Source organism: Type-C symbiont of Plautia stali, from assembly GCF_059730935.1.
Genome location: NZ_AP035923.1, coordinates 1,803,335 through 1,829,017, shown reverse-complemented (window position 1 = coordinate 1,829,017; position 25,683 = coordinate 1,803,335). Strand labels below are relative to the sequence as shown.

Here is a 25,683-nt window from a genome sequence, read left to right as displayed (position 1 = left end):
TTAAGAACGCCGCAGCGGGTAACGCTGCGGTTTCTTTTTTACCGCCCGCGGATAATGCCGCTGACGACGGCCGGGTAATACGAAGCTTCCCGCCATCGCCATTATTTCATTCATCACCTTCGGTATTCTTCCCGGTGCAACCGCAGGCAGCAGACTCAGCTGACCGCTCAGATACAACGCCGCCTGTTTAAAGCCCAGCTGATAAGGCTCCACATTTTTAAGGCTGTATGCCATCTGTGCCATCATAAAGCGCAGCAGGTTATACGCCAGTGCCACCCCCCACAGCTCCTGCTGCACCAGCTCCGGCTTTTTACTTCTCAGCGTCAGCTCATTATTCAGCAGGTGCTGCTTCATCTCCCTGAAGCCATGCTCGATTTCCCAGCGATGACCGTACAGGTCCACGATATCGGCTTTCGGATAGCGAAGCGGATCACACATGGACGTCAGTATCTGTACCGTTCTGCCGCCGGTTTCCTTACTGATAAGTCTTGCCGTCAGCTTGGCCGGTGCGCCGCTCCATTTTTTTCGCGCCTGCGGCGTCAGGCTCAGCTCAACCAGCTCATGTCCGGGACCCAGCCTCTCTTTTACCCGGTACTGAGCACCTTTTCGCAGCGGTATCATCCAGTGCTTTTCGGTGCCTGATGTCTGCCAGTGATGAAGGAGGCCCGGAGCATAGAAGCCCTTGTCCATTATCGTCAGGGAATGAGCAGGCGTCTGTGCCGCCAGCCGGGCGGCGAGCTCAACTTCGCTGGTTTCAGAGACGCTGCCGAAGGCAACGCCCGACAACAGGTGACTGGTGACCTCCATCTGACAGACCATGCGCAGCTGTGGCCAGTCAGAACGGGCGTGTTCATTGGCCGTGCGGCCGAATGCGGCGTCGTTTTCCGGCGTGTCCGGCGTTCGCCACAGCGTCCCGTCCACCGCCATCAGCGTGAGGCCGTTCCAGTGCGACATCGGTGTTTTTTCGAACCAGAGCTGGCGGGTCTTTTCAAAAACCAGGCGGACGGCTTCAGCCCCGAGCCGCTGACGTGCCTGCACAACCGCGCTGGGTGCGACGAAGGGACGTTTACCCGGGAGGACAATATCAAGGTGGGAAACGAGCTGATTCATGGAAAGAGAGCGGAAAAGCGCCATGCCGGTCACGGCCCATACCATCATTTCCATGGGCAGACGGCGCTTTCGCACCGTGACAACCCCGGTATCCGCCAGGCATTCATCAATAAGCTCAGGTGAAAGCAGGTCAGAAAGCGCAGAAAACTCTTTCGGAGAGAACTTAAGAACAGCATCAAGGGCCTGGCTGAGGAGCATAAAAAAATCCGTAATCATCCATGAGAGATTACGGATTTTCACACAGCGACCGGATCGTTCAACCGATCATTTTTGTCTTAACTGATCGGCATTAGGCGCTGTTGCCGGGTTAATTTCATTGGATTTATCTAAAAGTAGTCAATTGCATCTATGCAGGGTATGGAGCACGCAACTTGCATAGCCTTTGGGCTTAATGTTTTAGCTCCCTCGCCGGCAGTAGGCCCGCGCGCACAGGAAACAGAATACCCATCCATTTTGAAAGCGGAATACATGATGGCTCTGTATTGCCAAGTACTATCAGAGCGGGTCTGGTCTCCACTTTGAGTTCCGATGCTGCAGAGAGGGATCATCGGCTGGGACATTCCTGAGGATGGGCCTATCCATTGAAGAACCTCTCCATCACTCGTGTCGTAGTTCTCGTAGGAAGGAAAATTATAACTATACCCCTTCCACATCACAGGTGGGTATTTGCTTGTGAAGGTGTTTTGTCCGGCGGCATTACGAATTACTAACCCGTATCCGGAAGCAGGCAACTCTGGAGAAAATCCGCACGAAACAATAACTATTTGCACGCCATTTACACTCCCACCAGAGGTTCCACCTGGCCCATATACCTCAATCCTGTTGTTGTCCCTGTTTAAATATAGTGACCTGTCACCCCCACTAAAGCGCACAAAGCATACATAAGATCCTTTACTTACAATGGATGAAGGAACACTCCAGCTTCCACTGATATTCACCACCGCACGATATGTAACAAATCCCAGCATCGTTGTATCATTCAGATTAAGGAAGTCAGAGCCATTTCTTATTCTGATGCCATACTGAGAGCTTCCCAGGGAAGCTCCTCCATCTACTGAAAACGTATCAACAAATCCGAATGCATTCTGTGATGTTTGCGCATCCTGATGCCCTCCTACATCAAACGTAAATACCCCCGACGAAGAAAGGCTGTAGCTTTTAACATAGAAAACCCGACTTGGACCGTTTATCCCGACAAACAATCTGACAAGATTCCTCGGAACTATAAGCTGTCTGGCACCAGGAGTAGGTTGTTTGACCTGCCTGGTTCTGTTCACTCCATTAAGCTCAAGATAGCCAAGGTATGAAATAAATCTCGATGAGCCATCAAGTATTATTTGCTTGCCACCATCATCAGGAGTTATTCGAATGCCGTAAACATCTGCCATCAGCTCAGTTTCCCTATGAAAGTCCTCTCAACTCCGCCTGTGTCATAGACGCCAAAGCCGTTGGAGTTCAGTCGTGATCCGCCTCCAATTCCACCGTTCCCGTTCAGTTCAAATGAACCATCATTGTTCATAATTGTTCCTGAACGTCCCGCAACATAGTTGGCGGAATACCACGAGCCAACCTTGGCAAGAGTTATGGATGCGTAGTTAATGAAGGCATCATTTATGAAAACCTGCCCATTTACCGTTGCGAATGCTAATTGATAGTTCCCAGCATTACTTCCTGTGTAAATCCCGAACTGATCTGCGTTAAATGCGAGAGTTGACTTGTATGAATTTCCGGATGGTTCAATCCCAATTGCCATGCCGGCCCCATAATAAACACCACTTCGGGTAACCCCCACCCTCAATGTATACGATGCTTTTGCAGTTCCATTATCGGTTACGGTTGCCGTCAGCTTTTCATTTACGGCAGCATTAAGATCGCCTATCTCTGCCTGAACCTGAGTTTCAAGCTGCGCCATAGCCTCTGACACTGTCGCAATAGTTGTCTTAACCACAACGATGTCAGACCTTACCTCTCCGTTTATTGCGAACTGGTGATCAACCGTAGCGTTGTTATCAAGCGCATTTTGAAGCATACCCTCAATATTGGTATCTATTGCGCCGGTCAGATTTTCGAATGTCTCAGAATTGCGAATAGCATCATCGATCAGTTCTATCATGCCGGGAATATCTGATGATGCCTGACCTGAAGCCTCGATAAATGGCGAAACACCAAAGGCATTTTTGGTGCGAACGTACATATAATAGGTCTTGTCAGCCTTGAGGCCATGCAGCGTCCACTGTGATGCCCTGCCGAGAAACTGAGCCTTATCCTCAACGGCTGAAATGCTGCTGGCTGGCACCTCGCCCGTGTACCAGAACTCAAAAGATGTGTCTGTTGTAGCGGTGACATTCATCACCGGCACTATGTCAGCGGAGAAGATGCCGGGCGTCCACTGAATGAAGGTCGGGGCTGATGGTGCGCCGATAACCAGGCTAACCTGCGTCTCAGCTCCCTTCATGCCGTTTTCATTGCGGCCGCGAACCCCAAGTGTATAGCTACCGGCATCCAGCCCGTAAAAGTCGTAGCGAAACTGATCTGTTTCGTACTGCGCTACAACCTTGCCGTCCAGGCTGTATACGTAGAGTTCGAAAACAATCTTTTTAGTCAGCGTCGCCGTTTCCCACGCCGCGGTGACCTGCACTGTTTCGCTGTTGACGTTGATGATGCGCAGGTTTTCGATATTGGGAACGCGATAGCCATTCAGCGTATCGTTTGGCGTTTCAAAGACAGCACCATCATCCACCACGGCCTGTTTATTGGGGTCGTGCAGCGTAGCTGAGATGCTGTAAACCGAATTGTTCTCATCTTCCGAAATGCCCATGATACGAAACAGCCGCGGCGCAACCTCCCCGGTTGTGATGACGAACACGGTGCCGTCACGAACCCACGAGGGCGTGGTTTTCAGCGTAATAACACGGCTGGCTACGCTGGCTATTTCATACTTAACAAATTTTCCATTTGAGCCCATCAGCGACATGCTGTCGCCGCCACCCACTAACTCTGACACGTCAGCGTCAACAGTGATGCTGCGGCCGGCATGAGACATGATGCGTCCGCCAAGGCGAGTAGCCGCATAGTTGTTGTCCATGACTTCAACCACGTCTCCGGGCATGAAGCGGATAGCTTCGCGCGCCATTTTGAACGTGATTTTCTTTGTCTCCCGCTTGCAGGTTTCCAGCATCCATTTGCCGGTTCTGAATGCCTGCCCGCGTGATGTAGAGCCAAATGCTTCAAGTGTCGTTTCGTTGTAGCCGTAGCGGTCAATCATCTCGTCGTCAGACACGTACTCCTTCACCTGAGACCACCCATTATTCGGGTCTGTCCATGAGACTATTACAGCGTTGAAGCGCTCAGAACGCTTCATAGAGCTATAGCTAAACAACCCATCTACCACGTTGGCGTTAGTAATTGAAGCGATCGGGTCCTGAGGGTTATCCAGCATCACAGAGAAGCGCATACCGTCCCAAAGCGCGATGCCGCGGAACATGCCTGCAATGTCATCCAGAAGGTCGCGCGCGCTCTTCTGCTCCGTTATATACGCATTCAGGGTAAAGCGCGGCTCTTTGCCGCCGTAGCCATCATCGACAAGCTGATCGCAAAACTGCGAAAGTACGTACAGGCTGCCATCGTCCACATCGATATAGCCTGCCCGCTTCGCCAGCCCATAACGGGTATTCTTCACCAGCGCACGGAACAGCCAGGCCGGGTTATTGGTCCATGCTGACTTAAATCCACCGGTCCAGATGCCGGAATAAGTCCGTGCGATCGGGTCGTAGTTATCCGGCACATCAACAATCAGGCCGCGCAGATGATAGGTGCGCGTGGGCGTGTCAGTGTACTGGTCGCGGTCAACCACACAGCCGGCAACCGCCGCATAGGGATACGACAGGTTGTCGTCAGTGATTTCGGTGTAGCTGTTCCAGACAGTGCCGTTATTAAGCAGATCGCTGTTACTGTCAGGCGTAACGCGGCGCAGGCGAATATCGAAAGGCTTGGTTTCAGGCGCGTCAAACAGGTGAGCTTCAAGATACTCACCAGACTGCTTTCCGGTAATTGTGACAGTCTTCTGAACCTGCCATGCACCATTACCCACGCGCGTCTCGATAACCATCGTCACAGAGGTTTCTTTCTGGTTTCCTTTGGTGTCCTGCTGTACGAGCGCTGAAACACCAATGTTCATGCGAATCCGATCAACATCGGTGTCAGTTACAGTGCGGACCAGCGGCGTGGCCTGGGTAACGTCAGTGTTAACCACGGTCGTTGCTTCGATCGTATTGAAGCCATTGATTGGCGTTTGCGTCGCCGTCCCCGGACGCCATGCTACGCTGACACCGTTGATGGTCGCATTGCCTGAAGAGTCGGTAACAGGCGTCTTGTTCAACATGAAAGAAGAAAGGTGGCTCTGGTCTACCGGTCCGTAGATCGGCCCTTCGCTGATAAGGTCAAGAACGCGGAGGAATTGCTTGGATTTGAGGTTGTCATCTAGAAGTTTAGGGGTGCTGCCACCGCCGCCGCCTGAGCCCATGCTGTCACCTTAGCTGATAGAAATATTCCAGTCCTGATTGTTCGTGGTATCGATGCCCAGGCTGATTACGTTTGAGCCAACCTCCATTTCCCCGAGCAATAACGGCACAGGCCTACCCTGCCCTATGCGGTTTTCTGCGCTGGTGAATGAGTTGTTGGTAATGGAATTGGTATCCTGGTCCGCTGATGACTTCGTTTTCATGTGCGATGTCATATAGAGCGAATACGCCACTGAGGCCACCGTGACGGCGACCATAATCCATACGGCTGCAACTGCAGAGATAGAGCCCTCAACTATGGGAACGAATAGCACCCGGGCGCCATCTTTAACGTGCCTGTTCATGTGGAGTTCGAGGGTATCAGCAGATACATCGCTTCCGTCGATGCGCATACGCAGCCGGGTTTGATAGAAGTCACGTTTGAATGCCGGGCACTGAGCCAGCAGCAGCCTTAAACCCTGCGCGGGCGTATCGACATTCAGAGAGATTTGGCGGAAATGTCGTCGTAAGGATCCGGCAAAACTAAATGTCAGCATGAACCCTCCGGAATGTGTGCTTCTTGTGATGTGCCAACTTTCCATTAACGCACCGATAGACAAGCGAGTCAGTGAACCCCTTGGCTCGGATATCCTTTGCACCTTTTAAGATGGTTACTTTGCCTGTTTTCATGCACGTGGCCACTACGTTGCCAATAAACCATCGGTGCTCTTCACCTGCTTTTAAATGCTTACCAGCTCGATTTAGGCCGGTAGAAAACGCGTGTCTTACATTTTCCTTAGGTGTAACCCATTCCAAATTCAGAGCGGAGTTATTCGATTTGACCCCATCGATGTGATTGACCTGCGGTTTCACATCAGCGCGAGTTATAAAAGCTTCAGCCACAAGGCGATGGACAAACTTCTTTGCTGCTTTGCCATAAATGCATAGCGTCACGTAGACGTATCCATCACTATCGACGTGCTGAGATAGGCACTTTTCTTTACCTGACCGCTTAACCAATCCCGCCGAAGAAACTTCATAAAACCCTTCATATCCCACTACTGGCAGCCAGGCCACCTTACTGTCCCTTTGCCATGAAATCGTCATATAAGCCTCTTAAATCAAGTTCACCGCTGCTTTCGTGTCTCCAGATGGAGTGAATGAGTGGAACGTGAATCTGGCGAAGTGGTTCGCGGCGGCTAAGCCGGCCGTGCACTTCGTGGTGCAGGATTGTGTTTTCCCCCAGCCAGATCATCGCGTGGCACGGGTCGCATTCCGGGAACGCACGGCGGATAATCACATCACCCGGCTGGATGTCATCGAAACCAACATCATGAAAGCCGTTAGCCGTCATGTTCTTCAGGTAGAGGTTTTCGCCACGCACCCACCAGCCGTTTGTCCGAACGAAGTCGGGCAAGTCAATGCCGCACAGATGATAGGCGTCGCGGAAGAGCGTGTAGCAGTCCATTTCACCGTGAACAAACCGGCGTCCAAGCAGGTGCGGTGCCGGGCGAAACTTTCGCAGCTTTCCGGCGCTGGCAAGCCACCAGTCTATGCCGGTCACCAGCTGGGCGGTGCGGTCAGCAGCTGAAAGCACCAGCTTCGCCTGCGGGTGTGAATGAAAAACGGCGGTGATTTCTCCCGCCGCTTCTGCTTCAAGCCAGTCTCTTTCGTCAATCCGGAAATTGCGCGCCGGGTAGGGATGCATGTTGCGGCATCGCCACAAACGATCGCCATCAATAATCAGCCCACACACCTCATCACTGGATGAGCCGGCATAAATCAGGCATTCGGATTCAATCATCAGGAAACCTTCGCTGAGCCGGGATAGCCGCCGTATGGCAGCGCGTTAGGCTTTGGAAAACGCATGCGGCAACCGCTGCGATGCTTTGAGCATTTGTCGCGCGACAGGTCGGATGTTGGATTATCTTTCTCGTCAGCGACCGGACCGCCTGAGTAGCCGCAGCCATCGCCGCGGTATACCCACTGGCACACATCCGCGAGAATGGTGCGCGCCGGGATGATGGCGTTATCACAGTCCACCGGCGTAGCAAGGTTGTAAGTGACCGTCTCAAACGTCTCTTCCGCCATTTCCTCAATGACGTATCGCGATACCGCCTCCATAGTCGGATCTGCTTCAGCGTTACCGTTCGGGAAGTTCACTGCATCCAGATGCTTAACCAGCACCTGCCGGCGCGTTACCACAGCACCAAGCGCATCATCAAAGTCATGGTTGATGCCCGTAATAAGGCCTGAAATGTTCGCAACCTTCATCGTCGGGCGCGAGTAAGTGCCCTCGGATTTAACTTCAAAGCCCTCTACGGCTATCGGATAAGCCGAGTAAGCGCGACCCTGCCAGATGACATCGTTGTAATAGCCGTTAGTACCAGCGTGGAAGCGGATCACATCGCCGCCGAAAGACTGCAGGTCTACTTCGAACAGGTCGAGCATCGCGCCAACACCGGCATCCACGCTTTCTATGATGAGTTCTGCTGGAATGTTTCGCATATTGCACCCATGAAAAAGGCCACCACGCGGCAGCCGAAGGATGATTACTGATCGAATATCAGGATGTTGCTGATTTACTGATAAGGATATGTTGAGTATTCAGCCCGTCCATGTTTGGGGCATGGGCGCTCATAGCAACGAGGGATGGCTGATTACCTCGGGAAGGAACGATATGAATACTGAACTTGGTGATTTACTTAACACCTATCAAAAGCAGATAACTGAAATCAGAACTCAGCAAATTGTTCAGGATACGCTGATAAAATCAATCATTAGCATAATGCCTGAAGAAATCAAAAGCCAAATACATAATCAGGTTAAAAATGCAATTGATGTGCAGCCTCGGGATGAGGGAGGTACAAAGCTTAAAACCATCGCCCAAGATTATCTTGAACGTGTTTTTCAAATAAAGTGACTGCTTTTTGTTGGCAGCGGGAGTATTCCGCTGCTTTTTTGAGGTCTGCGCCTAGCTTTTTACCTTTTTCAAAGTTTTTATTTAAACTCATGACTAACTCCATCCTTTTGATTGTTGTTGGCAGCTGACATAACTGCCTGCTCTGATGCCGCTATAAGTTGCTCTAGTTTCATATTTCTTTGCTATATTATCTCGGCACCTGCTCAAACGTCCCTGTTAGCTGATAAACGCTTCCGGTTTTCTGCATTGACCATGACCGGCATACATACAGCCCCTGAACGCCAGTATCAGATGGTGTCCAGTAGAACGACTCAACCGCCATGCGCGCCCTAAGAAACGCATCAGCAGCTTTAGCCACGTTTTGCCCGGCACATTTCGAATCGTCGTATCCGATGAACGTCAGCGAATATTTCCCCATAAGCGGGTTGATTCCTTTCACCTGACGTTGCTCATAGCCATCGCCCAACTTCACGACGGCTACATCAGGCGTGCGCTCGCCCGTGAATCCGGTTTGGGGGATCCATGTGAAAGTTTCTGGCATGGGATTTCCTGTTATTTGCGGGGGCCGAGGATTCCACCAGGTCGCGTCTGGTCTTTCATTTGATAGAGCGCAACCTGCTTCATCATGCCGGCCATTTTCTGCATGGTGGCGTCGTCGATGCCGTTGGTGGTCTGGATATGGAAATGCACTTCCTGATTAATAGCAGCGCCGCCACCCATCCCACTAAGGTCGCTATTACTGATAACCTTGCCGTTGTCTCCGGGAATCATGTACTGGCTACCATTACTGGCTTTAAAGATCTCAGGCTTGCCGCCCTCGCCCACACGATACATTGAGTTAGCGTTAACGGGGCCGCCGTGCTCGCGCATACCAGCCAGAGACATGGTCTGCGCTGCAGTCATTGCAGTTGAGTATCCAGCAAGGCCAGCAGCAGCAGCACCGCCAGAAGTTGCAATTGATGCAGCCATAGCCGCTGAGGAGAATGCGGCTAAAAGAGCCGCGGCTGAAGCTGCGCCAGTGGCCGTAGATGTCGCCAATGCCGCTGCTGCAGTTGCCTGATTAGCTGCTATAGCTGATTGTTGCGCAGCCTGACCCATGACTGCAGATTCAACCCACCTCACTCCCATCTCGACAAGACTACTGACCAGCCCGTTCAGCACAGCAGTTCCTAAGTTGGCAAAGGCTTCTGAAAGGCTTTGAGTACCGTTCAGCAGTCCTGTTATCGCATTTGTGGCTCCGCCACCGAGTGATTCAATCGCTGTTCCCAGCAGCTCGTTTGACTGATTCTGCGCTTTGTAGATTTGCCACTGTGCAGCAATGCGTTGCTGCTCATACTCTGTGTTGGCTGCATTACGTAGGGAAAGGCCTTGCTGTTCAGTGATGAGGCGCTGTTGTTCGAACTGCTGGATGAGAGCAAGTTTTTGCGCATTTTGGTTAGCTAATTGCTGAACTGGATCGACTGCGCCAACCGCCTCTTGCCCTGGCGATACTACTTGATCAGCCCGGATTTTAGCTATGTTAGCCTGATGCTGCTTTTCTAACTGTTCAGCAGTGGCGTCGGCCTGGTGCTGGGTAATTTTCTTGGCAGCTAAAGCCGTTTTCAGGTCTTCCAAATCTTGTTTATAGCTGGCATTTTCTCGCGTTTCAGGCAGAAGCTTTTCTGCTGCAGCCTGCGCTTTTATTGCGTTAGTAGTGTCCCATTTTTTCGCAGCGTACTGCCCTGCTAGCTGGATTTGCTGCTGTGTAGCGCCTTTTCCGAGAGACTGTTGCGCATTCAGGATTGCCTGTTCGCGGCTCAGCTTATTTGTTGATTCGGCTGAAATGTCTGCCTGCTGTTTTAAGTTGGCCAGCTTCTGCGCAATGCTTTCAGTCTGAGTTGAGCCTTTTTGTTGCTCAGACTTCAGTTTTTTCTGCGCTTCTGTGTTCCGGTAGGTTGCAGCTGCATCTTCCTGCATTTGCTTAACGTGCGGGTCATTATTTGCGAACCCGGAATCCTCAGCAGCGTATTGGGCCTGCAAGCGCGCTCTGGCCTCGCCCTGTAACTTTGACAATGCAAGGCTGCGTTCCGATTGCTTTATAAGGTTCTTCTGACCATCAGTTAAGTTATCTGTATTCTTTTTCAGCAGGTCTACATTGAACGCCGCATTTGCCGCTTCACGAGACAACGCAACGATCGGACCAAGCAATTCAGTAATTGCTTGCTGCCCCTCTTTTGTTGATGAAGTCATACCCTGCAGTTTCACGGCAAGCTCTTGAAGAGCCTGGGGTGATGGATTTTTGCTTAGGTCAGCTAACTGTTTAGCTAACTTAAAAGCTTCCTGATCGCTGATGCCTAGCTTAGATGATAGCGCGCCTACGGTATTAACAAAGGTCGACATCGTAGCTTGATTATTTACGCTGCTCTTACTCAGTTGCTCAAATGCTTCTTTGAAGTCTTCCGTTTTAATACCAGCTGCATCTAATGTTGTTGTCAGAAGTTTAACGCTTGCTGATCCCCCTGATAGCGCAGCTTTTGCTACATCTCCGAAGGAAAAGAATTCTGACGATGTATCGCTGATACTCTTACCAACTTTCGCCATGGCCTGATTGTATTCAAGCAAAACCTGGGTGCGCATGACTGTAGCAAGTTGTGAATTTGTCCGTGCTAGGTTTGCATACTGATTCGATAAAGCAGCAACGCCCGTCTGTGAGACCGTAATAACTTTATCCATGGAAGCGGCAGCATCCTTCAATGCATCCATAGCATTTTTGCCACCATTGAGAGAAGTGATAAGTGTACCTGCTACGACGGTACTTAGGGCAATAACCGCACCAACAATGGCTCCGCTGGGTCCGAAAGCTCCCGCCAATTGTGAACCCTGCTGGCTGAAGGCAACTAAAGCAGATTGACCGCCCTGCACCTGAACAATGAAATCTTGGACCTGATAACCAGCCTGTTGTATCTGCGATCGCCACGCTCCATGGCTTTTTGCACCCTGATCAGTGCTGTTTCGCATGTCAAAGAGCTTACCAGTCAAATCTCCAATCTTCTTTTTCTCTTCATCTGAAGCTGCTGAACCAGCTCGTAACTGCGCGGCAAGAATTGCCGCACTGCGGGCTCCGTTCTCTTGAGCTTCGTCGAGAATAGCAATCTGGTTACCTAAACCCTCAATAATTGATTCAGCGCGAGTAAATTCACCTGAAGCAGCTTTGGTATTACTGCCCGCAGAATGCATAGCATTTGCCATAGAATTCACTGAATCGATCAGTGTTTTCATGGCTGCGTTCATCTGAGTTAGCGTCATGCTGGCAGCGGTGGTATTCGTTGTGGATTGGGCTATTGCCGCAGCTACAGCAGAAACAGATGTGTTCAGTGTCTGCATAGAACTATCCATCGACTTCGCATGAGATGTGATTTGGTCGAGGTTAGATGCTGTAGATTTTGCCCCTCTTCCAAGTCCATCTATCGCTCTGCCAGTATTTTTTGCATTATCAGCCATATCGGATAAGGCAGACTCAGCAGCCTTTGTGCCAGAGAGAAGCGGAGCAATGTCGGCTCCCACCTCGTAATAAATTTCGCCAACTTTTTCAGACATCAGTTTCTCCAGGCGCAAAAAAACCCCGCCGGGGCGAGGTTATGTGATCAGTTTTGCTCTTAAATTTTAGATTTGCTGACCGCGTAAGATTCGACTTTGCCGTCATGTGTCTTAACTGTCAGCACCTTGGCATCCGCACCAAAAGCGCTTCCAATGCTATAGGTCCACATAAGCATCTCGTTGCCATCAGAATCAACGGTTGTCGTTGAGGGCTTTCCAAAATAGGAAATCACCTCCTGTTTGGTTGTCACACCCTTCTGCACATTAGCCAGCTTTGACTCATCGAAATTAGTGCCGGTGTAAACGCAGCCGGAAAGCAACACCGCAGCCACTGCACCCAAAATCAGCTTCTTCATATCCCTATCCCCATAAGTAACATTGGGCAAATCGTAGCATGGAGTGGGTGCAAGGTGGTGCAAACATCACACCCTGCCGGTTGCTCTCGCATGCTCGATCACGATATTTTGTCTTCACTGCTATCAACAACATGGAGAACTCATGCCAACCGTCAACAAACGCATCCAGCTTCAGTGCGCGCTCGACAATCTGGACGACGCCCAGGTAGAGATTGTTCAGCTCAAGATGGTGATAGGGTTAATCATCTCCAAGCTGCCGCCAGAGCAGAGAGAAGATATCATTTTTGAGCTGCGTGACTTCGGCCTGAGCAACAGCGCCCAAGAGTTCACTCAGTTCGTGGTTGAGTGAGAATTGGTCAGCGAATGGATATTGCAACCTCTCAAAAAGTGAAGTATCCACGAATAGCCAGATACCAGCCGTTCACGGTTGGTTCCAGCTGCATAATCCAGAAGCCAAGGGCTATCATGGCCAAACCCGCGCAAGTGTGGAGAAGCATGTTAAGCCAATACACTTCGTACCTGTCACTTCTGTGAACATGTTCTCGCCGGGATGTACCTTTGAATCGTAATGTGTAGACGCCTCGATGCAGAAAGAATGCGGCTTCAGTGAGAGTAATGATGCCACAGGCAAAAATGATAATGACAAGTATCCAGTCTTTAACGTCCATGATTTTCCCAGCAGGTCTCGCCTACCAACATTTTACGCCAACTGTATGCAAAACCATAAGCACTGATCATCTGTCAGGATGGGCGATAAAGCAAAGCCAGGTTAGGATAATTCCTAATCTGTCGCAGTGTAAACACAACTACCACAGATAGCCCTTTCTTAGCCCTAACAAGAGAACGCAAATAGTCTTTAAATGAGATAATATTATGGAAAATATTCAGAGTCTTGCAGAAGAGCAACCGCAAATGATTGAAAATAATAAAAAATATCTAGTATGGAACAATAAGGGTGGTGTTGGTAAAACGTTTCTGACATACAACCTTGCAATAGAATATGCGACTCTACACCCTGAAGAAGACGTTGTAGTAATCGACGCTTGTCCACAGTCCAATGTTTCAGAAATAATTCTTGGCGGCAATGGCACAGGTGAAGAAAACCTGAATTCTTTAAGAGATAAAAATGCCACTATCGCTGGATACATTAAGGAAAGATTCAGTCGATCACCGTTAAGTCGCATGGGCAATGAATCATCATATTTTGTTAAGGCCGCATCTGTAAACTCTAAAATGCCAGCAAATCTTTACCTTCTCCCGGGTGATGTAGATCTTGACATATGCTCTAGACTTATATCGCACATTGGGTCATCACCCGTAAAAGAGGCGTGGAAGAAAAGTCGCTCATTACTTGTCGACCTTATCGCTTCTTTCGAAGCAGACAAGGCCATATCAGAGAGACCTAAAACGTTCTTTATCGACTGTAACCCTAGCTTTGCAAGCTACACGGAGTTAGGTGTAGTTGCTTCAAACCGTATCATAATTCCTTGCACAGCTGATGCAGCTTCCATCCGTGGCATTAAGAACTTGGTTAAGCTTATCTTTGGGGTTTCAATAGATAACTCTGAACAAGATGAGATGTTCTTAGACTTCAATAAAGAAGCTAATCAGAACCAAATTTCACTTCCGAAATTGCATATTTTTGTTCAAAACAGATCTCGCTCAAATGAGAGCGATGCAGCGAAAGCCTTTAAATCTCATGCAGAAGAGATCAGAAGAATGACAACTGACCTTCTTACAGCGCATCCTAACCTTTTTACATCCGAGCAAATTGCTGAAAGAGTCATGAATGTCAAAGACGGAAATACTCTAGCGGCAATTATTAACCATGAGGGCTGCCCTCTCAGTAAACTTCAACATAAAAGCTATACGATTTATGGTATGGCGACCCAAGCGAACCGAGCACAAATTGAAGCTTTAGAAGCTGATGTTAACGGAGTGGTTGGCTGTTTATAAACAAACCGGCTACGGCCGGTTTTCTTTCACACTTTAGCCATTTTACTGGCCTTCTTAGCTAGATAATCCTCAGCCACAGCGTCATACTCTTCTTTGGTGAAGCCCTTCTGCTCGGGAAACTTCGCCGCCAGCAGCATCTGAAACTCCGTCATGGTCAGCTTTTCCGCCTCCTCGCGACTCATGCCGAGGTACGTACGCGCTGCGTTGATGTACTCGAAGGCATTGAATTCAGATGACGCCTGGCCGCCTTCATGGCGCTGCAGTTTCCTCACCTTTGCCTTGCCGATGATTCCATGCTGGATGAGTGACTGTGCGATAAGCACCATGTCACTGACTGGCATCAAGCCTTTCCGGTAGACGAATAGCCACTTGCCGGACTTTCCCGGTCTCAGCTCGCCAATCAAGGTGCTGATATCTTCATCGCAGCACGCCGCCAGCACATTCATAGCAGCGTATACAGCCTGCTTACTGGACTGCGGCCGGATCAGATAGCTTGCCAGCCAGGTTGGAATACCGCCAAAAGCCGCGACAGAGCGCCTCACCAGTGATGATTGCTCATCATTATGCAGGTCGTAAAATGCCTGAACTATCTCCTGCGGGTCGCCGATTCGCATCATGTTTGCGAATGATGGCCTGAAGAAATAGTCATCCTCACCCACTGTAATCAGGCATTCGCCTATCTCTTTTGCTGGGGCCATAGTTTCTCCAGAATCATTATCAAGGGCAGTCGCAACCGCCCTTTGTAATGGCTACGAGCCCGTCACTGTAACTGCGCAGGTAGCGGTGTATCCGCCATCAGTCGAAGTGAAGGTGATCGTCGCGGTGCCTGCGGCCACGGCAGTAACCAGGCCAGTGCTGCTTACCGTCGCCTTCGTTGCGTCTGATGTCGTCCATGTCCCGGTGCGATCGGTTGCATCGGTCGGCTGCACTGCGCCTGTCAGCTGACGAGTAGCGCCAACAGCAAGACTTGCAGTCGCTGGGGTCACGGTTACGCCAGTAGCAGGTACGGTTTCTTCAGTGTCGATAACCTGAATGGTGCTGGCATCGCCTACTTTGAACTCGGTGGTAAAGGTAACGATGTCATTAGTGCCGCCATCTGAACTAAGCGCCGTAACCACCATGTAGCCGATGAAGGTAATTTCGCCATACTCCATGCGCACCCAGATACCAGGCTGGCGACGCGCTTTTAGCTCACCTGCAAAGTATTTGATGAACCGGCCAACACCATACTGGTCCAGTTTGCCCTTTTTGCGCACTTCACCTTCAAAGCTGATGGTGAAATCTGAGTTTGTGATGATGCTTTCGACGAAGCCGCCGCCATCATCCGCGTCTGATGTAACTGTATTGGGCGAGAAGTCCCATCCTTTACTGGTGCCGGCGGCCAGTGCTTTCCATTCCGACTCCTGCGGCAGCACATCACTGCAGCCATCGGCTACTTCAAGCACAACCGCGCCACCGAACAAACGTTCGTTGCTGTTCTGGCAATCTGCCATGGGTAATTCCTCTTTGACGTTAATTAATCGCCGTGGGTGGCGACGAACTGAAGCCGATAGACAAGCCTGCCTTCGGTTGTGAGAACTGGCGCGGGGATGCCGCCGAGATTTTGCAGATAGCCGATGCAGTTGTCAGACATGGGGTTTTGCTGGACGTGTTCGATAATGGCCTGCACTGCTTCATCAACAGCTGCATTACCACCTTTGGCCCCGATGACATCAACGAGAACGTAATACTCAGCGCCAAGCTGGTTTTGCACTGCGCTGCCGCCATTCGGCCTGAACACCAGATACTTATCCGTTGCGGTGCCAGTATCGTTCCAAACGAGCAACTGCGTCTTAAACCCATCAGTCAGGCCGGCATCGGACAGATAATTGCGCACCCGCGTATGCATTGGGGGATTCAAAGCGCCATCTCCTTAGCGATAGCCGCGGTAATCGCCTCGCGCGAATCCTCAAATCCTTTCGTCAGAAATTCTTTTTGCGCCGTAGCGCGCCGGAAGTTCTGCGGGATGTTGGGGTCATGCACATAAACCGCATAATTGGCTGAATAGCCAACGCGGCCGGTAAGCCGGCTGCCGTTAACGCTCAGCTCGCGGTACTGGCTGTTAATCAGGGTAGACGTGTCGATTGGCGTGTAGAGCGCCGACTGTGATGAGCCGATAATCAACGCGCTTTGCAGTGCACGCACCGCTTTGCGCCCCTGAATATCCCCGATGAGCGCATCAAGATTACGCCTGGCCTGCTGGATGCCTCTGACTTTAACGCCCATGACTATACTCCGGTGATTATCGCGTAATCGTCTGCCGTGCGCTCAAAGGTGTCAGCGTAACGAATGGCCTGCATTACCTCATCAGCGCCGGCAGCAAGCGGGTCGGGGTTGGTAGATACACCAATCAGCAGGTAATCGCCGGTATCGGCCAGCGCATACTCTGTCCAGACGGTATTTTTCACCACCCTTTCCCCGCCGATATCAGCAAGACGTTTTGAAAGTCCGCCCTGATAGTCACAGGCAATAACGACAGGCGCTCCAAACACCGGATCGCCATAATCATTTGTTTCGCCTGAGCGCTTCCAGATGGTTGCCTGAGCGGTGTAAGACCAGCTGGCTAATGATGACATGTCATGGCCTCCAGCTGATTACAGTGGGCTTTTCAGCAGCAATGCGCGGACAGGTAATTACCCACTCACCGCTGCTGTTCACGTAGCCAGTCGTCTGCCGGCCGGTTGAAGTTTTCAGCCACACGCGGTCGAATGATTTGGGTGGTGTTGATGGAGACTGCCATTTCATTTTCGGCTCCCACACATGTACCCGCCTTTGCCAATCCAGATTCCTGCAAAGGCTTTCTGTCCTGGCTCAGGAGGTATCAACGCCGTTGCGCAGCCGAACTTATCCAGTCCGCGAAGCAGTGATAGCGAACCAGACCAGCGATCGGCAAAAGACTGATAGCGGAAAGACCTCGACGCACCAGATGGGGCTGACTGAGAGCTGATATAACGATCGCCCTGCCCCAGCCCCATCAGTCCTAACAGATACATCTGGATAAGAAGCGCCGTTGCCGCGGGGTAATGCGCGTCCAGGCATTCCTGAATGCTGTTTGCCTGCTCAACCAGTGCGTCAATAATGAAGTCAGGTAGCGCGATGCCAACAGACTCCAGATATTCTTTGGCCTGAGCCGTGGTTATCATGCGCACCTCAACAATCAGCCCTCCGCAGAGGGCATAAAAAAACCGCCATCGCGGCGGCTGTTATTCGGCAGGGAAAAGCTTCTCTAACTCGCCGTCTGGCAAAAGCTCTGCCAGCTTGTCAGCGCCGAGATTGCCTTTGTACTCGATGCCGAGTTCGTCGAGGCGTTTGGTGATCGCTGCTTTGCGCGCCTGTTTATCGGTGCTGGCATCAGGTGTCGCTGGAACCAGTTCAGCAGCAGCTTTATCCGAAAGCTTACGAACATGGGATTTCAGCGCCGGGTGAACCTTATCCAGTTGCACAACATCGCCCACTGCCACACCGTGCCACGGCTTAATTACTTCGTATTTCTCAGCCATGATTACTCCTTAAGCCAGATTGGCGCCGTAGACCACACCGGACAGGCCTTCGCCGTCCTTTTTAATCTGCAGGCCTTCAGCAGACATGATCTGGTTGTTGTAGTTGCTTTGTGGCATTGGGCGCGGAAGCGGAACAATACCGACAGCCATACCAATGAGCGGCGAAATGACGTCCTGACGGCGTTCATAGGCAAGGAATTCATTGCCGGTAAGCGCGTAAGTCATCTGGATAGATTCAGCCGGAATGAACTTAGCGATCGCATCCAGCACAGTGCCGCTCATCAGGGCATTGGTGCCACCGTTTACGTCAATGAGATATGGTTTTGAAAGGTTCGCCATGATTTCAGCGCTCAGCCAAAGCTTGCTGTAACGTGTAACTTTGTTACGACGAGCGTTGATGCCAAATGCACCAGTTGGGCCAAAGAACGCCAACGCTTGCGCCGGTGTTGCAGTGGTAAGGTCGATATTTGCACCACCCGCACCGCTTCCAAGATTGATCTTGGTCGTGTTGCGGTGATTTTTCATGCCCTGGGCTTTGTAGCCATCAACTGAAATAGAAGCATCGCCGTTCAGGTAGTAATTTACACGGCGCTTGTGAAACTTGCGCATCTTCGCACCCTGCGCATCTAGCAACATGTCGATGCCAACGGTGCTCAGGCCAGCGGCATGACGCCAGTTGACGCCGTAACCGGCAGTGAAAACCGGAATCGGGTCACCATCACTACCATAATCAGTGTGGTCGAAAGAGTATGGAGCCTGACCATCGATGCTGATCGACACGTCATCTGCGATGTCGCCAGATACGTTATAAAGCTTCGCGGTTTTGCCAATAGGCAGGATGGTTTGAACGGCCATCAGATCGTTGACGATTTCCATACCAATTTCTTGATCGCGCATCTGAATGACTTGGCGGTCAAGCTCTGCCCAAAACTCACGTGCAAAGCCGCCGACGGCATTCGCCGCCAGCATTTCAGGCGTCATACTGGAACGGTAAGCATTAACCATCATGTCGTGCTGCACGTTCCAGATGTTGCGGTTTGCCCAAAGCTCATTCCAGTGCCCGCGCAGTCGGCTGTTAGCAGCCAGTGTTTCAGCGGTAAAATACATTCTTATTCTCCTGATTAAGCGCCAGAGGCCGCGGCAACAGTGCCGACGCGCATACGTACGCGGATAAAATCGGTAGTGCTGGCGGCAATAGTCGCGTCATCCTGGCTGTAGCCGATAACCGAGTCGGTATCAGCAGTTGCCTTAGTGAACTGACCATTTGTGCCCAGCTTGATCGGGTCATCTTTGGCATAGGTGCCCGGCACGCAAAGCAGAGCCAGCTCGCGGCCTTCTTCTACGTAGTTACCCACGGCGGAATCACCGGCCGGCACAGCATCGGTGATGTTCAGGCCCTGATGGTATGCAACGTCGATGATGTAGAGACGACCAGCCAGCGCTGTAGCCTGCGCAAACTCATTGTCGTCGTTGATGACAGCCGCGGTGCCTGGCTGCAGAGCTGCTGCAGTAACGCGGGTTTCGGTCTTGTACAGAGACTGACCGTCGATGTTTACGCGACGATAACGTGCCATTAAGCAGCACCTCCAAAGTAAGCGGCCGGATCAGGTGCGCCGGTCACGGGTGGATTTTTGGCAGAGTTAGTGCCCAGCGGGGCCGCTTCACCGAGCGACTTAAACATCGCTTCCAGCGCTTCACCCTGCAGTGCGTTAGCCACGATTTCACCGTGCACCGCGGCAATAGCATCACGCTTGGTTTTCTCTTCTGCGCGAGAGTTAGCGGTAATGGTTTCAGACAGCTTGTCCTGGTTCGCCTGCAGCGCATCAACCTTGTCAGAGAGCGGCTTGATTGCCTTCTCGGTATTGGTCGCCACAGCCTCGCTAACCATGCTGCCGATCTGTTCCAGTTCTTCTTTGGTTAAAGGCATGTCGCCCTCCGTTTGGTGGTTTGTTGCAGGGGCATCCTGCGTTGTAAAAAGGGATTTAACTTTGTTGGCCACGATGGCTACCCATGACTCCTGACGGGTAACTTGTGCGCCGGCATCGTCAAAGGTGATTTTTCCGCCATCAGCGCTATAGCCATAAACCTGTGCGTCGCCGCCATTGCGGATTACGATCGCCTGCGAGTCAGTGAAGTCAGCAATCCACGCGTAATCGTCTGGTCCGGTTGCAAACTTGTCCCGGGCTGCCTGCTCTAGCCGGCGCTCGCGTCCGCGGTAGGACTCTCCAACCAGCGCGCCAGAATTACCCTTCAGCGATTGAGCCTGGTCAGCGTTAACCATGAGGCCGACGCCCTGCTCTGGCTGTGCAGCGCCGACCTCATGCAGCAGGATGGCGTCATGGTCCATTGCGTTAATCTTTGCGACCCACTCGATTCCCTGCGCCTGCTGCTCGGCGCTGGCTTCCAGCTGGTCTAGGAATACGGCAACGCTGGTATGAATCGGCGGAACATCTTCGCCGCGCTCTATAGCCGCCACGCGCTCTAGAAGCTCACGCCCGCCGGCGCTCTGATTGGCAACAGTGGTATCTACCCACTTTTCCGCATAGACGCGGTTGCCAGACTTCTTGACGTTGCGGTTCCATGCGCCGATGTGCCCGGCGTTGATACCCTCCGGGGAAAAAGCAGAAACAAATTTGCCGTCTACAGTGGGATGACCGAGTGGTGCCAGCGTGCCTTCCAGCCCCTGATAGTGAGCGTCTATTTCCGATTCCGGATACAGGCCGCCGTTCATCACAACGTTCGCCGGCAGGGTGTAACTTGGCAGCACCAGATGCGGGCGCCCGTTGTACGTTTCGCGACGAATAGCCTGACTGTTCACCTTCGTGGTGACATTGACCTGCATAGTCATGGTTATCTCTCGATTAAGCCGCGTGCTTGTGCCCGCAGCAGTGATGTGATTTGTTGGCAGCCATGCGCTTGCCCCATGTCCGGGCAAATTCTTTCCTGGCTATGTCGATTACAGATGAATTAAGTGGTGCGCCCTTCTCATCAACCAGAACGGTGACCTGAGCGCATTTGCAGTTGATAGCGTTGCCGTTGATGCTGTACCAGTCTCGTACCTCTTCCGAGGTGTAGAGCTTGCCGTGGCGCAGAGCGTGTGTCTGGCGCGTCGTGGGGCTAAGTGCTGAAAGGTGCAGCAGCATGACGTTAAGGCCGAGGTCATCACTCGCTGAGTCATGTTCATCCCAGCGAGCACGGCGAAGAGCGGTCGTTATCTCGGTCCGGGCAATGCGGGTAGCGCGCCCTTGTTCGATCCCGATCTGGTCACGAATACGTCGGGCCACTTCTTTCGGGTTTTGCCCCCGACCGATGCCGTCAGTCAGTACCCGTGACAGGTTCTGCTTAACATCAGCCGACAATCCTTTCATCTCTTCAAACGTGCGCGCCCTGACCAGCACCAGCCGATTCTGGTAGGCATCACTGAGAAGGATGTCCTGCACGCTTCCGCGATAAGCCTCATAGGCTGCCGACTGCTGAGCAAGGTTGGCAAATTCCTGCGCCGTGCCGCGCTGATACGACGGTGACACGTAATCCTGAAACAGCCACGGATTGAACTCTCCGCCCTGCAGCAGGATTTCATCCACGAGCGAATCGCCATTCTGCAACAGCATCGAAAGCAAGGTTGGGTCTAACTGGAAGGTGTAACGCTGGTTAACTGCAGGTTCTGCCGGGATGCGGTTGAGTAGTTCGATATAACGTGCGCTGATTTTCTTGAGGCGCTTGGCGTAATCGCGCATGGCACCGCGTTCAAGCCGGTCTACGCCGGTGGGGTCGAGTTTATTGGCCGGCAGTATCGCTGGCTTCGGCTTCCTCTTCAGTTTCGCCATCTTCCTCACCCTCCGGTAGTGGCTCACTGCCACCTGGCTCATATCCTGCAGCTACACGTATCTCATCGACCGTAAACACCTGCTCACCGGATGCCAGAGATGTCTGGTTGATGTTGCTCATCTTCACCGCGCTATCCAGCTTGTCAGATGGTGACTGCTCGTTGAGCTCATCCCAGACGATGCTGAACTTAACCACCGGCTTGATAATCTGCAGGTAGGTTAGCCTGTCGACCATGTCCTCAGCATCGAACGACAGGTCGCCGCGGCGTGACTGGCAGCGGCCGTTGAAGTAAATCTGGTCTTCCGTACTGGCGCGCTCACCTGACTGATTTCCGACGATGATTCGCGAGGGGATGTCTACAGAAGCACTGAATGTCTTCAGGTTTACGTCATAGGTCGGGGACGGGTCAGCAACCGCTGATACCAGCGGAGTAACAGTCGCGCCCTGCGTTGTCAGCGTGGTGTCATTGCCTCGGTTAACTTCTACCGCCACCTCATCAAACCGGGCCTGCAGTTCACTGGCGCTTACGCCATACAGCGAGGCCAGATTGTTAAAGTCGATTTCTTTGTCGAAGTTAATATTGAGCTGTCGCGCGGCGTTCTTCAGGAAAGACTCACCCGAACCCCCTTCGACTTTCTCCAGGCTAACGCAGGCGTTATAGCCGGGCTCAAGGAAGCCGATAGCATCATCAGACATGTCGCCGATAATCAGCACGCGGTCAGGATGGATGTTGCGTTGCGCCGTGCTACCATCAGAAAGCGACTCGGTGTACTGCCACATGGTGATGACGCCGGCATTGTCGCGACTGCCAACCTTCAGCGCACTGGCCCATACCGGTGAAAGTTTTTGTAGCGCCTTGCCTTTAACGACTGGCTGATCCCATGTTTTGCTGTCTTTGATGTGCAGCAGGATGCCAGCCCAGCGACCAACCAATCGACGCTTGTCAGCTTCGGCAAATGCTCGCCAGAAGCGATGGGTGAATACCTGATTGCTGGCTTTCTCCCAAGCAGTCAGGTCGCGCGATTCGTCTGACTGCTCACCCTCAATCACCTGCGGGTTAGTTTTCCAGCAGTTAGAAACCAGTTTGTTTACCGCGCCGTATGCAATGCCGCCGCGACGATACAGCTTATGCAGGTCGTCGAACGTCAGGTCATCTTTAAAGCCGTATTCGCACCATGCGCTCTCACGTTTAGCATCCAGCCCCATGCCGGGGTTGATAAGCATGGCGCGCGCACGGGCAAGCCTGACGTCATTCAGCGCGTGATTGACGGCTAGCATTAATTTGTCAGTCATGGTTTGTCCGTCGGTGGGTTATCTGCCTTGCAGGCGTTTCGGAATAATCATGCCCATTGGTTGAGCGCCACCCAATTCAGTGAGTGCGTAAACCATGGCATCGAGGCGATCGGGAGACTTTTTGGCAGTAGCTGGTACGTACTCCATTAACTGGTTTTCCAGTACATAGAGATTTCCACGGTTAGCCACTCGGCCTTGCTCATAGAGCGCGGATATTGGTTCAGCGCGGGCATACTTACCTTTGCTGGCATGAACACGAATAACGCGGCCCTTAAAGCCAGCATTACGCAAAGTTTCCTCTGCCATATCTCCGCCCTGGTTGGTTTCGATTACGATCGCATCGGCTTCATGCTCCTCGTAGGCAAACATAGTCTTTTTCGCCCAGCCAGCTGGTGAGAACTTGCCGCTATAATCCGCGTCCACAGTAAATTGCTTCTTATCGCCAGCCCCATAAGCGCTGGCAACAATAATCCCCGATTCATCGCTTTCTTCACTGTTGGTGGCCTGCGGGTCAATTGCGACGACTGTACGCACTTTCTCATGCTTGATATTGAGAGCATGTGACGCGCTGATCATCGCCTCAGTCCACAGCGCCCCTTCCGCATTGAAACGACGAGGCTTCTGCATGTACTGCGCTTCAGCTGTACGCCGGTGCGAGAACAGCGATACTCGATGCGTTTCGTTGTGCTTGAAGGGCCACAGCCAGCCATCAGGTAAGCCATGGTCGATCGGAATGGCGTGAGTGTTGTCCGGATACTGCTCTGAATAGCTCTGCGTGTTGTCTATCAGCACTGGCAGATTCAGGTGGTGCCACTTCTCACCGCTGCCGCCCCGGAGCAGATAGCCGCTCAAGTCGTAGTAGTGGATGCGCTGCATAATCACGATCATCGGCGTTGTTTCTATAGCCAGACGTGATTTGATGGTTTCGTTGAAGCGATTATTGACGCCATCGCGCACCGTTTCGCTGTAGGCATCGTCCGGCTTTACCGGGTCATCGATAATCAATGCACCCTGCCAGCCGGGCTCCATGTGTCCGGCACGAAAACCAGTTACCTGACCCGCTGCTGATGAAGCATAAACACCGCCGCCAAATTCGTTCCACCACATCGCCTTGCTGTCTGCGTCATCGCGCAATTCCATGGGCCACATGCTCTGATATGACTTCGACTTAATCATGCCGCGAGCGGTTGAGGAGTTCAGCAGTGCGAGGTTATGTGAATAGGACAGATGCATGAAGCGGGCGCGGTTGTTCAGGGCCAGCCCTCGCCCCATCATGTTGATGGTCGCCAACTCTGTTTTTGTGTAGCCAGGCGGAACGTTGATGATCAGCCGGTTGATCTCGCCAGCGATAACGCGATCGAGCGTCTGCTGTATGACTTTGTGGTGAGGTGCGACAATCATCTTGCCGCCAGTGCGCTGCTTAAAGAAGTATCTGGCGTAATACAGGCCATCCTCTTCACATTCTAAGCGGCGCGCATAGTTCTTCTGCTCAGCAGTCGTCATCCTCCAGCATCTCCCGCCGCGCAGCTTTGTATTCGTCTTTAGTCAGCGCCGTCACCTCAATTGGCCCACCGTTCTTACCGGTATGCTCATGGGCAGCTTGCTCTTTGAACGCCATAACGCTGATATGCTTTCCTAGTAGCTCGAGATTTTTTACCTTATCCGGCCACTTGATCTTCTTGAGGATATTCTCCATTGTCGTTTCATCAAAGTTGGTGACAGTGGTAAGGATATCCAGTCCACTCAGCGTGGTGCGCCAGACCTTCGGCCATTCGCTAACCATCTTCAGGCCGCCGTCATCTTTGAGGATGTCGAGCACGTCCATTTCGTCAATCTCAACCAGGCGACGCAACACGTAATCTGCGTTTACCTCTACCCTTTCGTTGCGCTCTGATTTAAGGTCAATGATGCGTTGCGCAATGTCAGGTTTTGACAGGTTTTCAGATCCGGTACGGTTTGCAGTCTTATCGCTGTACCCCGCCCGAATGGCCGCTTGCGTGGCGTTCAAATCGATGAGGTACTCGCGACAGAACATTTCTTGTTTGTCGGTGAGTGCCATTGCATTCCTTAAGGATATTGAATGTTAATTGATGGGCGCCCGAAATCAAAAAAGTCATTAATAACATGCTTTTGCGCACCTCCACTGATGTCCGCGCTAACATTTCTTTTTCATTTCTGGCAGAAAGCCGCTGAAACCCATAAAGAATACTGATAGTATCTTAAATGCGTGAGATCAATAGAGAAACGGTTTATGAACCCAAATTATTACTGGAGAAGCTTTCTAAAAGGCCTGTTTTATTATGTTATTGAAATGGCCGTATGGTTCATAGGTGGTAATTTTAATTATCAGCAGAATTTGTATTTCGTGCTTTTCGCAACGTTTAGCCTTTTTCTCTTTCCATTTGCCAAATATGTTCTCAAAGAAATGGCCATCTCAGTACTTGGCGAAAGATTTGTGACTAAGTGGATGTTTGGTGATGATGTTGGCACCCCAAAGATGACCGCGCTGCTTTCTTTGGTATGTATGATTCTTGCGATCCCGCTGGGATTAGGATGCCTCATCTACCATAGTCTATTCGGTAGAAAGGCACCCTATAGTTAAA

General features: G+C 51.6%; 28 protein-coding genes. 4 read left to right on the top strand and 24 right to left on the bottom strand.

Annotation, left to right across the window (positions count from 1 at the left end; genetic code table 11):
* The 7 genes from AC6I7J_RS08525 to AC6I7J_RS08495 form a co-directional block, all read right to left on the bottom strand.
* Window positions 1-1,308 carry an IS4 family transposase gene (locus AC6I7J_RS08525; protein WP_498007218.1) on the bottom strand — a complete coding sequence of 436 codons (1,308 nt, stop codon included), beginning with the start codon at window positions 1,306-1,308 and terminating at the stop codon, window positions 1-3.
* Window positions 1,309-1,436: 128 nt separating this feature from the next.
* The gene (locus AC6I7J_RS08520) at window positions 1,437-2,498 is read right to left on the bottom strand and encodes a DUF6453 family protein (RefSeq protein WP_498007155.1); all 1,062 of its coding nucleotides are present in this window, start codon (window positions 2,496-2,498) and stop codon (window positions 1,437-1,439) included.
* Window positions 2,498-5,632: a TipJ family phage tail tip protein gene (locus AC6I7J_RS08515; protein ID WP_498007154.1), complete on the bottom strand. Its 3,135-nt coding sequence runs from the start codon at window positions 5,630-5,632 to the stop codon at window positions 2,498-2,500. Before AC6I7J_RS08515 ends, AC6I7J_RS08520 begins: the two co-directional genes overlap by 1 nt.
* 9 nt (window positions 5,633-5,641) lie before the next feature.
* Window positions 5,642-6,166 (bottom strand): tail assembly protein, encoded by a 525-nt coding sequence (locus AC6I7J_RS08510; RefSeq protein WP_498007153.1) that lies wholly within the window; start codon window positions 6,164-6,166, stop codon window positions 5,642-5,644.
* Window positions 6,153-6,716, bottom strand: a complete 564-nt coding sequence (locus AC6I7J_RS08505) for an NUMOD4 motif-containing HNH endonuclease (protein WP_498007152.1) — start codon at window positions 6,714-6,716, stop codon at window positions 6,153-6,155. Before AC6I7J_RS08505 ends, AC6I7J_RS08510 begins: the two co-directional genes overlap by 14 nt.
* Window positions 6,688-7,413 (bottom strand): C40 family peptidase, encoded by a 726-nt coding sequence (locus tag AC6I7J_RS08500; RefSeq protein ID WP_498007151.1) that lies wholly within the window; start codon window positions 7,411-7,413, stop codon window positions 6,688-6,690. The genes AC6I7J_RS08505 and AC6I7J_RS08500 overlap by 29 nt, the downstream gene beginning before the upstream one ends.
* Window positions 7,413-8,117, bottom strand: coding sequence for a phage minor tail protein L (locus AC6I7J_RS08495; RefSeq protein WP_498007150.1), 705 nt, complete (start codon window positions 8,115-8,117; stop codon window positions 7,413-7,415). Before AC6I7J_RS08495 ends, AC6I7J_RS08500 begins: the two co-directional genes overlap by 1 nt.
* A gap of 172 nt (window positions 8,118-8,289) precedes the next feature.
* Between AC6I7J_RS08495 and AC6I7J_RS08490 the strand changes: the two genes are divergently transcribed.
* Entirely contained in the window at window positions 8,290-8,532 is a 243-nt protein-coding gene (locus AC6I7J_RS08490) for a hypothetical protein (protein WP_498007149.1), read from the top strand.
* Between the two features lie 187 nt (window positions 8,533-8,719).
* Here AC6I7J_RS08490 and AC6I7J_RS08485 read toward each other — a convergent pair whose 3' ends face one another.
* From AC6I7J_RS08485 to AC6I7J_RS08475, 3 genes are read right to left on the bottom strand one after another with little or no spacing between them, the layout of a single operon-like run.
* On the bottom strand, window positions 8,720-9,073 hold the full coding sequence (locus AC6I7J_RS08485; RefSeq protein WP_283342538.1) for a phage tail protein: 354 nt from the start codon (window positions 9,071-9,073) through the stop codon (window positions 8,720-8,722).
* 11 nt (window positions 9,074-9,084) lie between these two features.
* The gene (locus AC6I7J_RS08480; protein ID WP_498007148.1) at window positions 9,085-12,108 is read right to left on the bottom strand and encodes a tail protein (tape measure); all 3,024 of its coding nucleotides are present in this window, start codon (window positions 12,106-12,108) and stop codon (window positions 9,085-9,087) included.
* A 59-nt stretch (window positions 12,109-12,167) separates the two neighbouring features.
* The gene (locus AC6I7J_RS08475; RefSeq protein ID WP_141495676.1) at window positions 12,168-12,464 is read right to left on the bottom strand and encodes a lipoprotein; all 297 of its coding nucleotides are present in this window, start codon (window positions 12,462-12,464) and stop codon (window positions 12,168-12,170) included.
* A gap of 142 nt (window positions 12,465-12,606) precedes the next feature.
* Here AC6I7J_RS08475 and AC6I7J_RS08470 point away from each other — a divergent pair, with 142 nt between their 5' ends.
* On the top strand, window positions 12,607-12,813 hold the full coding sequence (locus AC6I7J_RS08470) for a hypothetical protein (RefSeq protein WP_260641468.1): 207 nt from the start codon (window positions 12,607-12,609) through the stop codon (window positions 12,811-12,813).
* 524 nt (window positions 12,814-13,337) lie between these two features.
* Window positions 13,338-14,420 (top strand): ParA family protein, encoded by a 1,083-nt coding sequence (locus AC6I7J_RS08465; RefSeq protein ID WP_498007147.1) that lies wholly within the window; start codon window positions 13,338-13,340, stop codon window positions 14,418-14,420.
* A 26-nt stretch (window positions 14,421-14,446) separates the two neighbouring features.
* On the opposite strand, the gene AC6I7J_RS08460 is transcribed toward AC6I7J_RS08465, so the two are convergent.
* The 14 genes from AC6I7J_RS08460 to AC6I7J_RS08395 form a co-directional block, all read right to left on the bottom strand.
* Complete coding sequence (locus AC6I7J_RS08460) at window positions 14,447-15,118, bottom strand: DUF6246 family protein (protein WP_498007146.1); 672 nt, start codon at window positions 15,116-15,118, stop codon at window positions 14,447-14,449.
* Between the two features lie 51 nt (window positions 15,119-15,169).
* Window positions 15,170-15,913: an Ig-like domain-containing protein gene (locus AC6I7J_RS08455; RefSeq protein ID WP_498007145.1), complete on the bottom strand. Its 744-nt coding sequence runs from the start codon at window positions 15,911-15,913 to the stop codon at window positions 15,170-15,172.
* Between the two features lie 23 nt (window positions 15,914-15,936).
* Complete coding sequence (locus tag AC6I7J_RS08450) at window positions 15,937-16,320, bottom strand: phage tail termination protein (RefSeq protein WP_498007144.1); 384 nt, start codon at window positions 16,318-16,320, stop codon at window positions 15,937-15,939.
* A complete protein-coding gene (locus AC6I7J_RS08445; RefSeq protein WP_498007143.1) occupies window positions 16,317-16,685 on the bottom strand; it encodes an HK97 gp10 family phage protein in 369 nt (122 codons plus the stop codon). The genes AC6I7J_RS08450 and AC6I7J_RS08445 overlap by 4 nt, the downstream gene beginning before the upstream one ends.
* Window positions 16,686-16,687: 2 nt before the next feature.
* Window positions 16,688-17,035, bottom strand: coding sequence for a hypothetical protein (locus AC6I7J_RS08440; protein WP_498007142.1), 348 nt, complete (start codon window positions 17,033-17,035; stop codon window positions 16,688-16,690).
* Window positions 17,036-17,200: 165 nt separating this feature from the next.
* A complete protein-coding gene (locus tag AC6I7J_RS08435) occupies window positions 17,201-17,602 on the bottom strand; it encodes a DUF7370 family protein (protein ID WP_498007141.1) in 402 nt (133 codons plus the stop codon).
* A 60-nt stretch (window positions 17,603-17,662) separates the two neighbouring features.
* Complete coding sequence (locus AC6I7J_RS08430; RefSeq protein WP_288444779.1) at window positions 17,663-17,959, bottom strand: hypothetical protein; 297 nt, start codon at window positions 17,957-17,959, stop codon at window positions 17,663-17,665.
* A gap of 9 nt (window positions 17,960-17,968) precedes the next feature.
* The gene (locus tag AC6I7J_RS08425; RefSeq protein ID WP_498007140.1) at window positions 17,969-19,066 is read right to left on the bottom strand and encodes a major capsid protein; all 1,098 of its coding nucleotides are present in this window, start codon (window positions 19,064-19,066) and stop codon (window positions 17,969-17,971) included.
* 14 nt (window positions 19,067-19,080) lie between these two features.
* Entirely contained in the window at window positions 19,081-19,533 is a 453-nt protein-coding gene (locus tag AC6I7J_RS08420; protein ID WP_498007139.1) for a gp53 minor capsid family protein, read from the bottom strand.
* Window positions 19,533-20,807: a hypothetical protein gene (locus AC6I7J_RS08415; RefSeq protein WP_498007138.1), complete on the bottom strand. Its 1,275-nt coding sequence runs from the start codon at window positions 20,805-20,807 to the stop codon at window positions 19,533-19,535. The genes AC6I7J_RS08420 and AC6I7J_RS08415 overlap by 1 nt, the downstream gene beginning before the upstream one ends.
* 13 nt (window positions 20,808-20,820) lie before the next feature.
* Window positions 20,821-21,786, bottom strand: a complete 966-nt coding sequence (locus AC6I7J_RS08410) for a phage minor head protein (protein WP_498007137.1) — start codon at window positions 21,784-21,786, stop codon at window positions 20,821-20,823.
* Window positions 21,737-23,080, bottom strand: coding sequence for an anti-CBASS protein Acb1 family protein (locus AC6I7J_RS08405; protein WP_498007136.1), 1,344 nt, complete (start codon window positions 23,078-23,080; stop codon window positions 21,737-21,739). The genes AC6I7J_RS08410 and AC6I7J_RS08405 overlap by 50 nt, the downstream gene beginning before the upstream one ends.
* An 18-nt stretch (window positions 23,081-23,098) precedes the next feature.
* Entirely contained in the window at window positions 23,099-24,583 is a 1,485-nt protein-coding gene (locus AC6I7J_RS08400; protein WP_498007135.1) for a phage terminase large subunit family protein, read from the bottom strand.
* Window positions 24,570-25,139, bottom strand: a complete 570-nt coding sequence (locus AC6I7J_RS08395) for a terminase small subunit (protein ID WP_498007134.1) — start codon at window positions 25,137-25,139, stop codon at window positions 24,570-24,572. Before AC6I7J_RS08395 ends, AC6I7J_RS08400 begins: the two co-directional genes overlap by 14 nt.
* Before the next feature lie 192 nt (window positions 25,140-25,331).
* On the opposite strand from AC6I7J_RS08395, the gene AC6I7J_RS08390 reads away from it, so the two are divergent.
* Window positions 25,332-25,682 (top strand): colicin E1 family microcin immunity protein, encoded by a 351-nt coding sequence (locus tag AC6I7J_RS08390; RefSeq protein WP_498007133.1) that lies wholly within the window; start codon window positions 25,332-25,334, stop codon window positions 25,680-25,682.
* Window position 25,683: the final 1 nt, after the last annotated feature.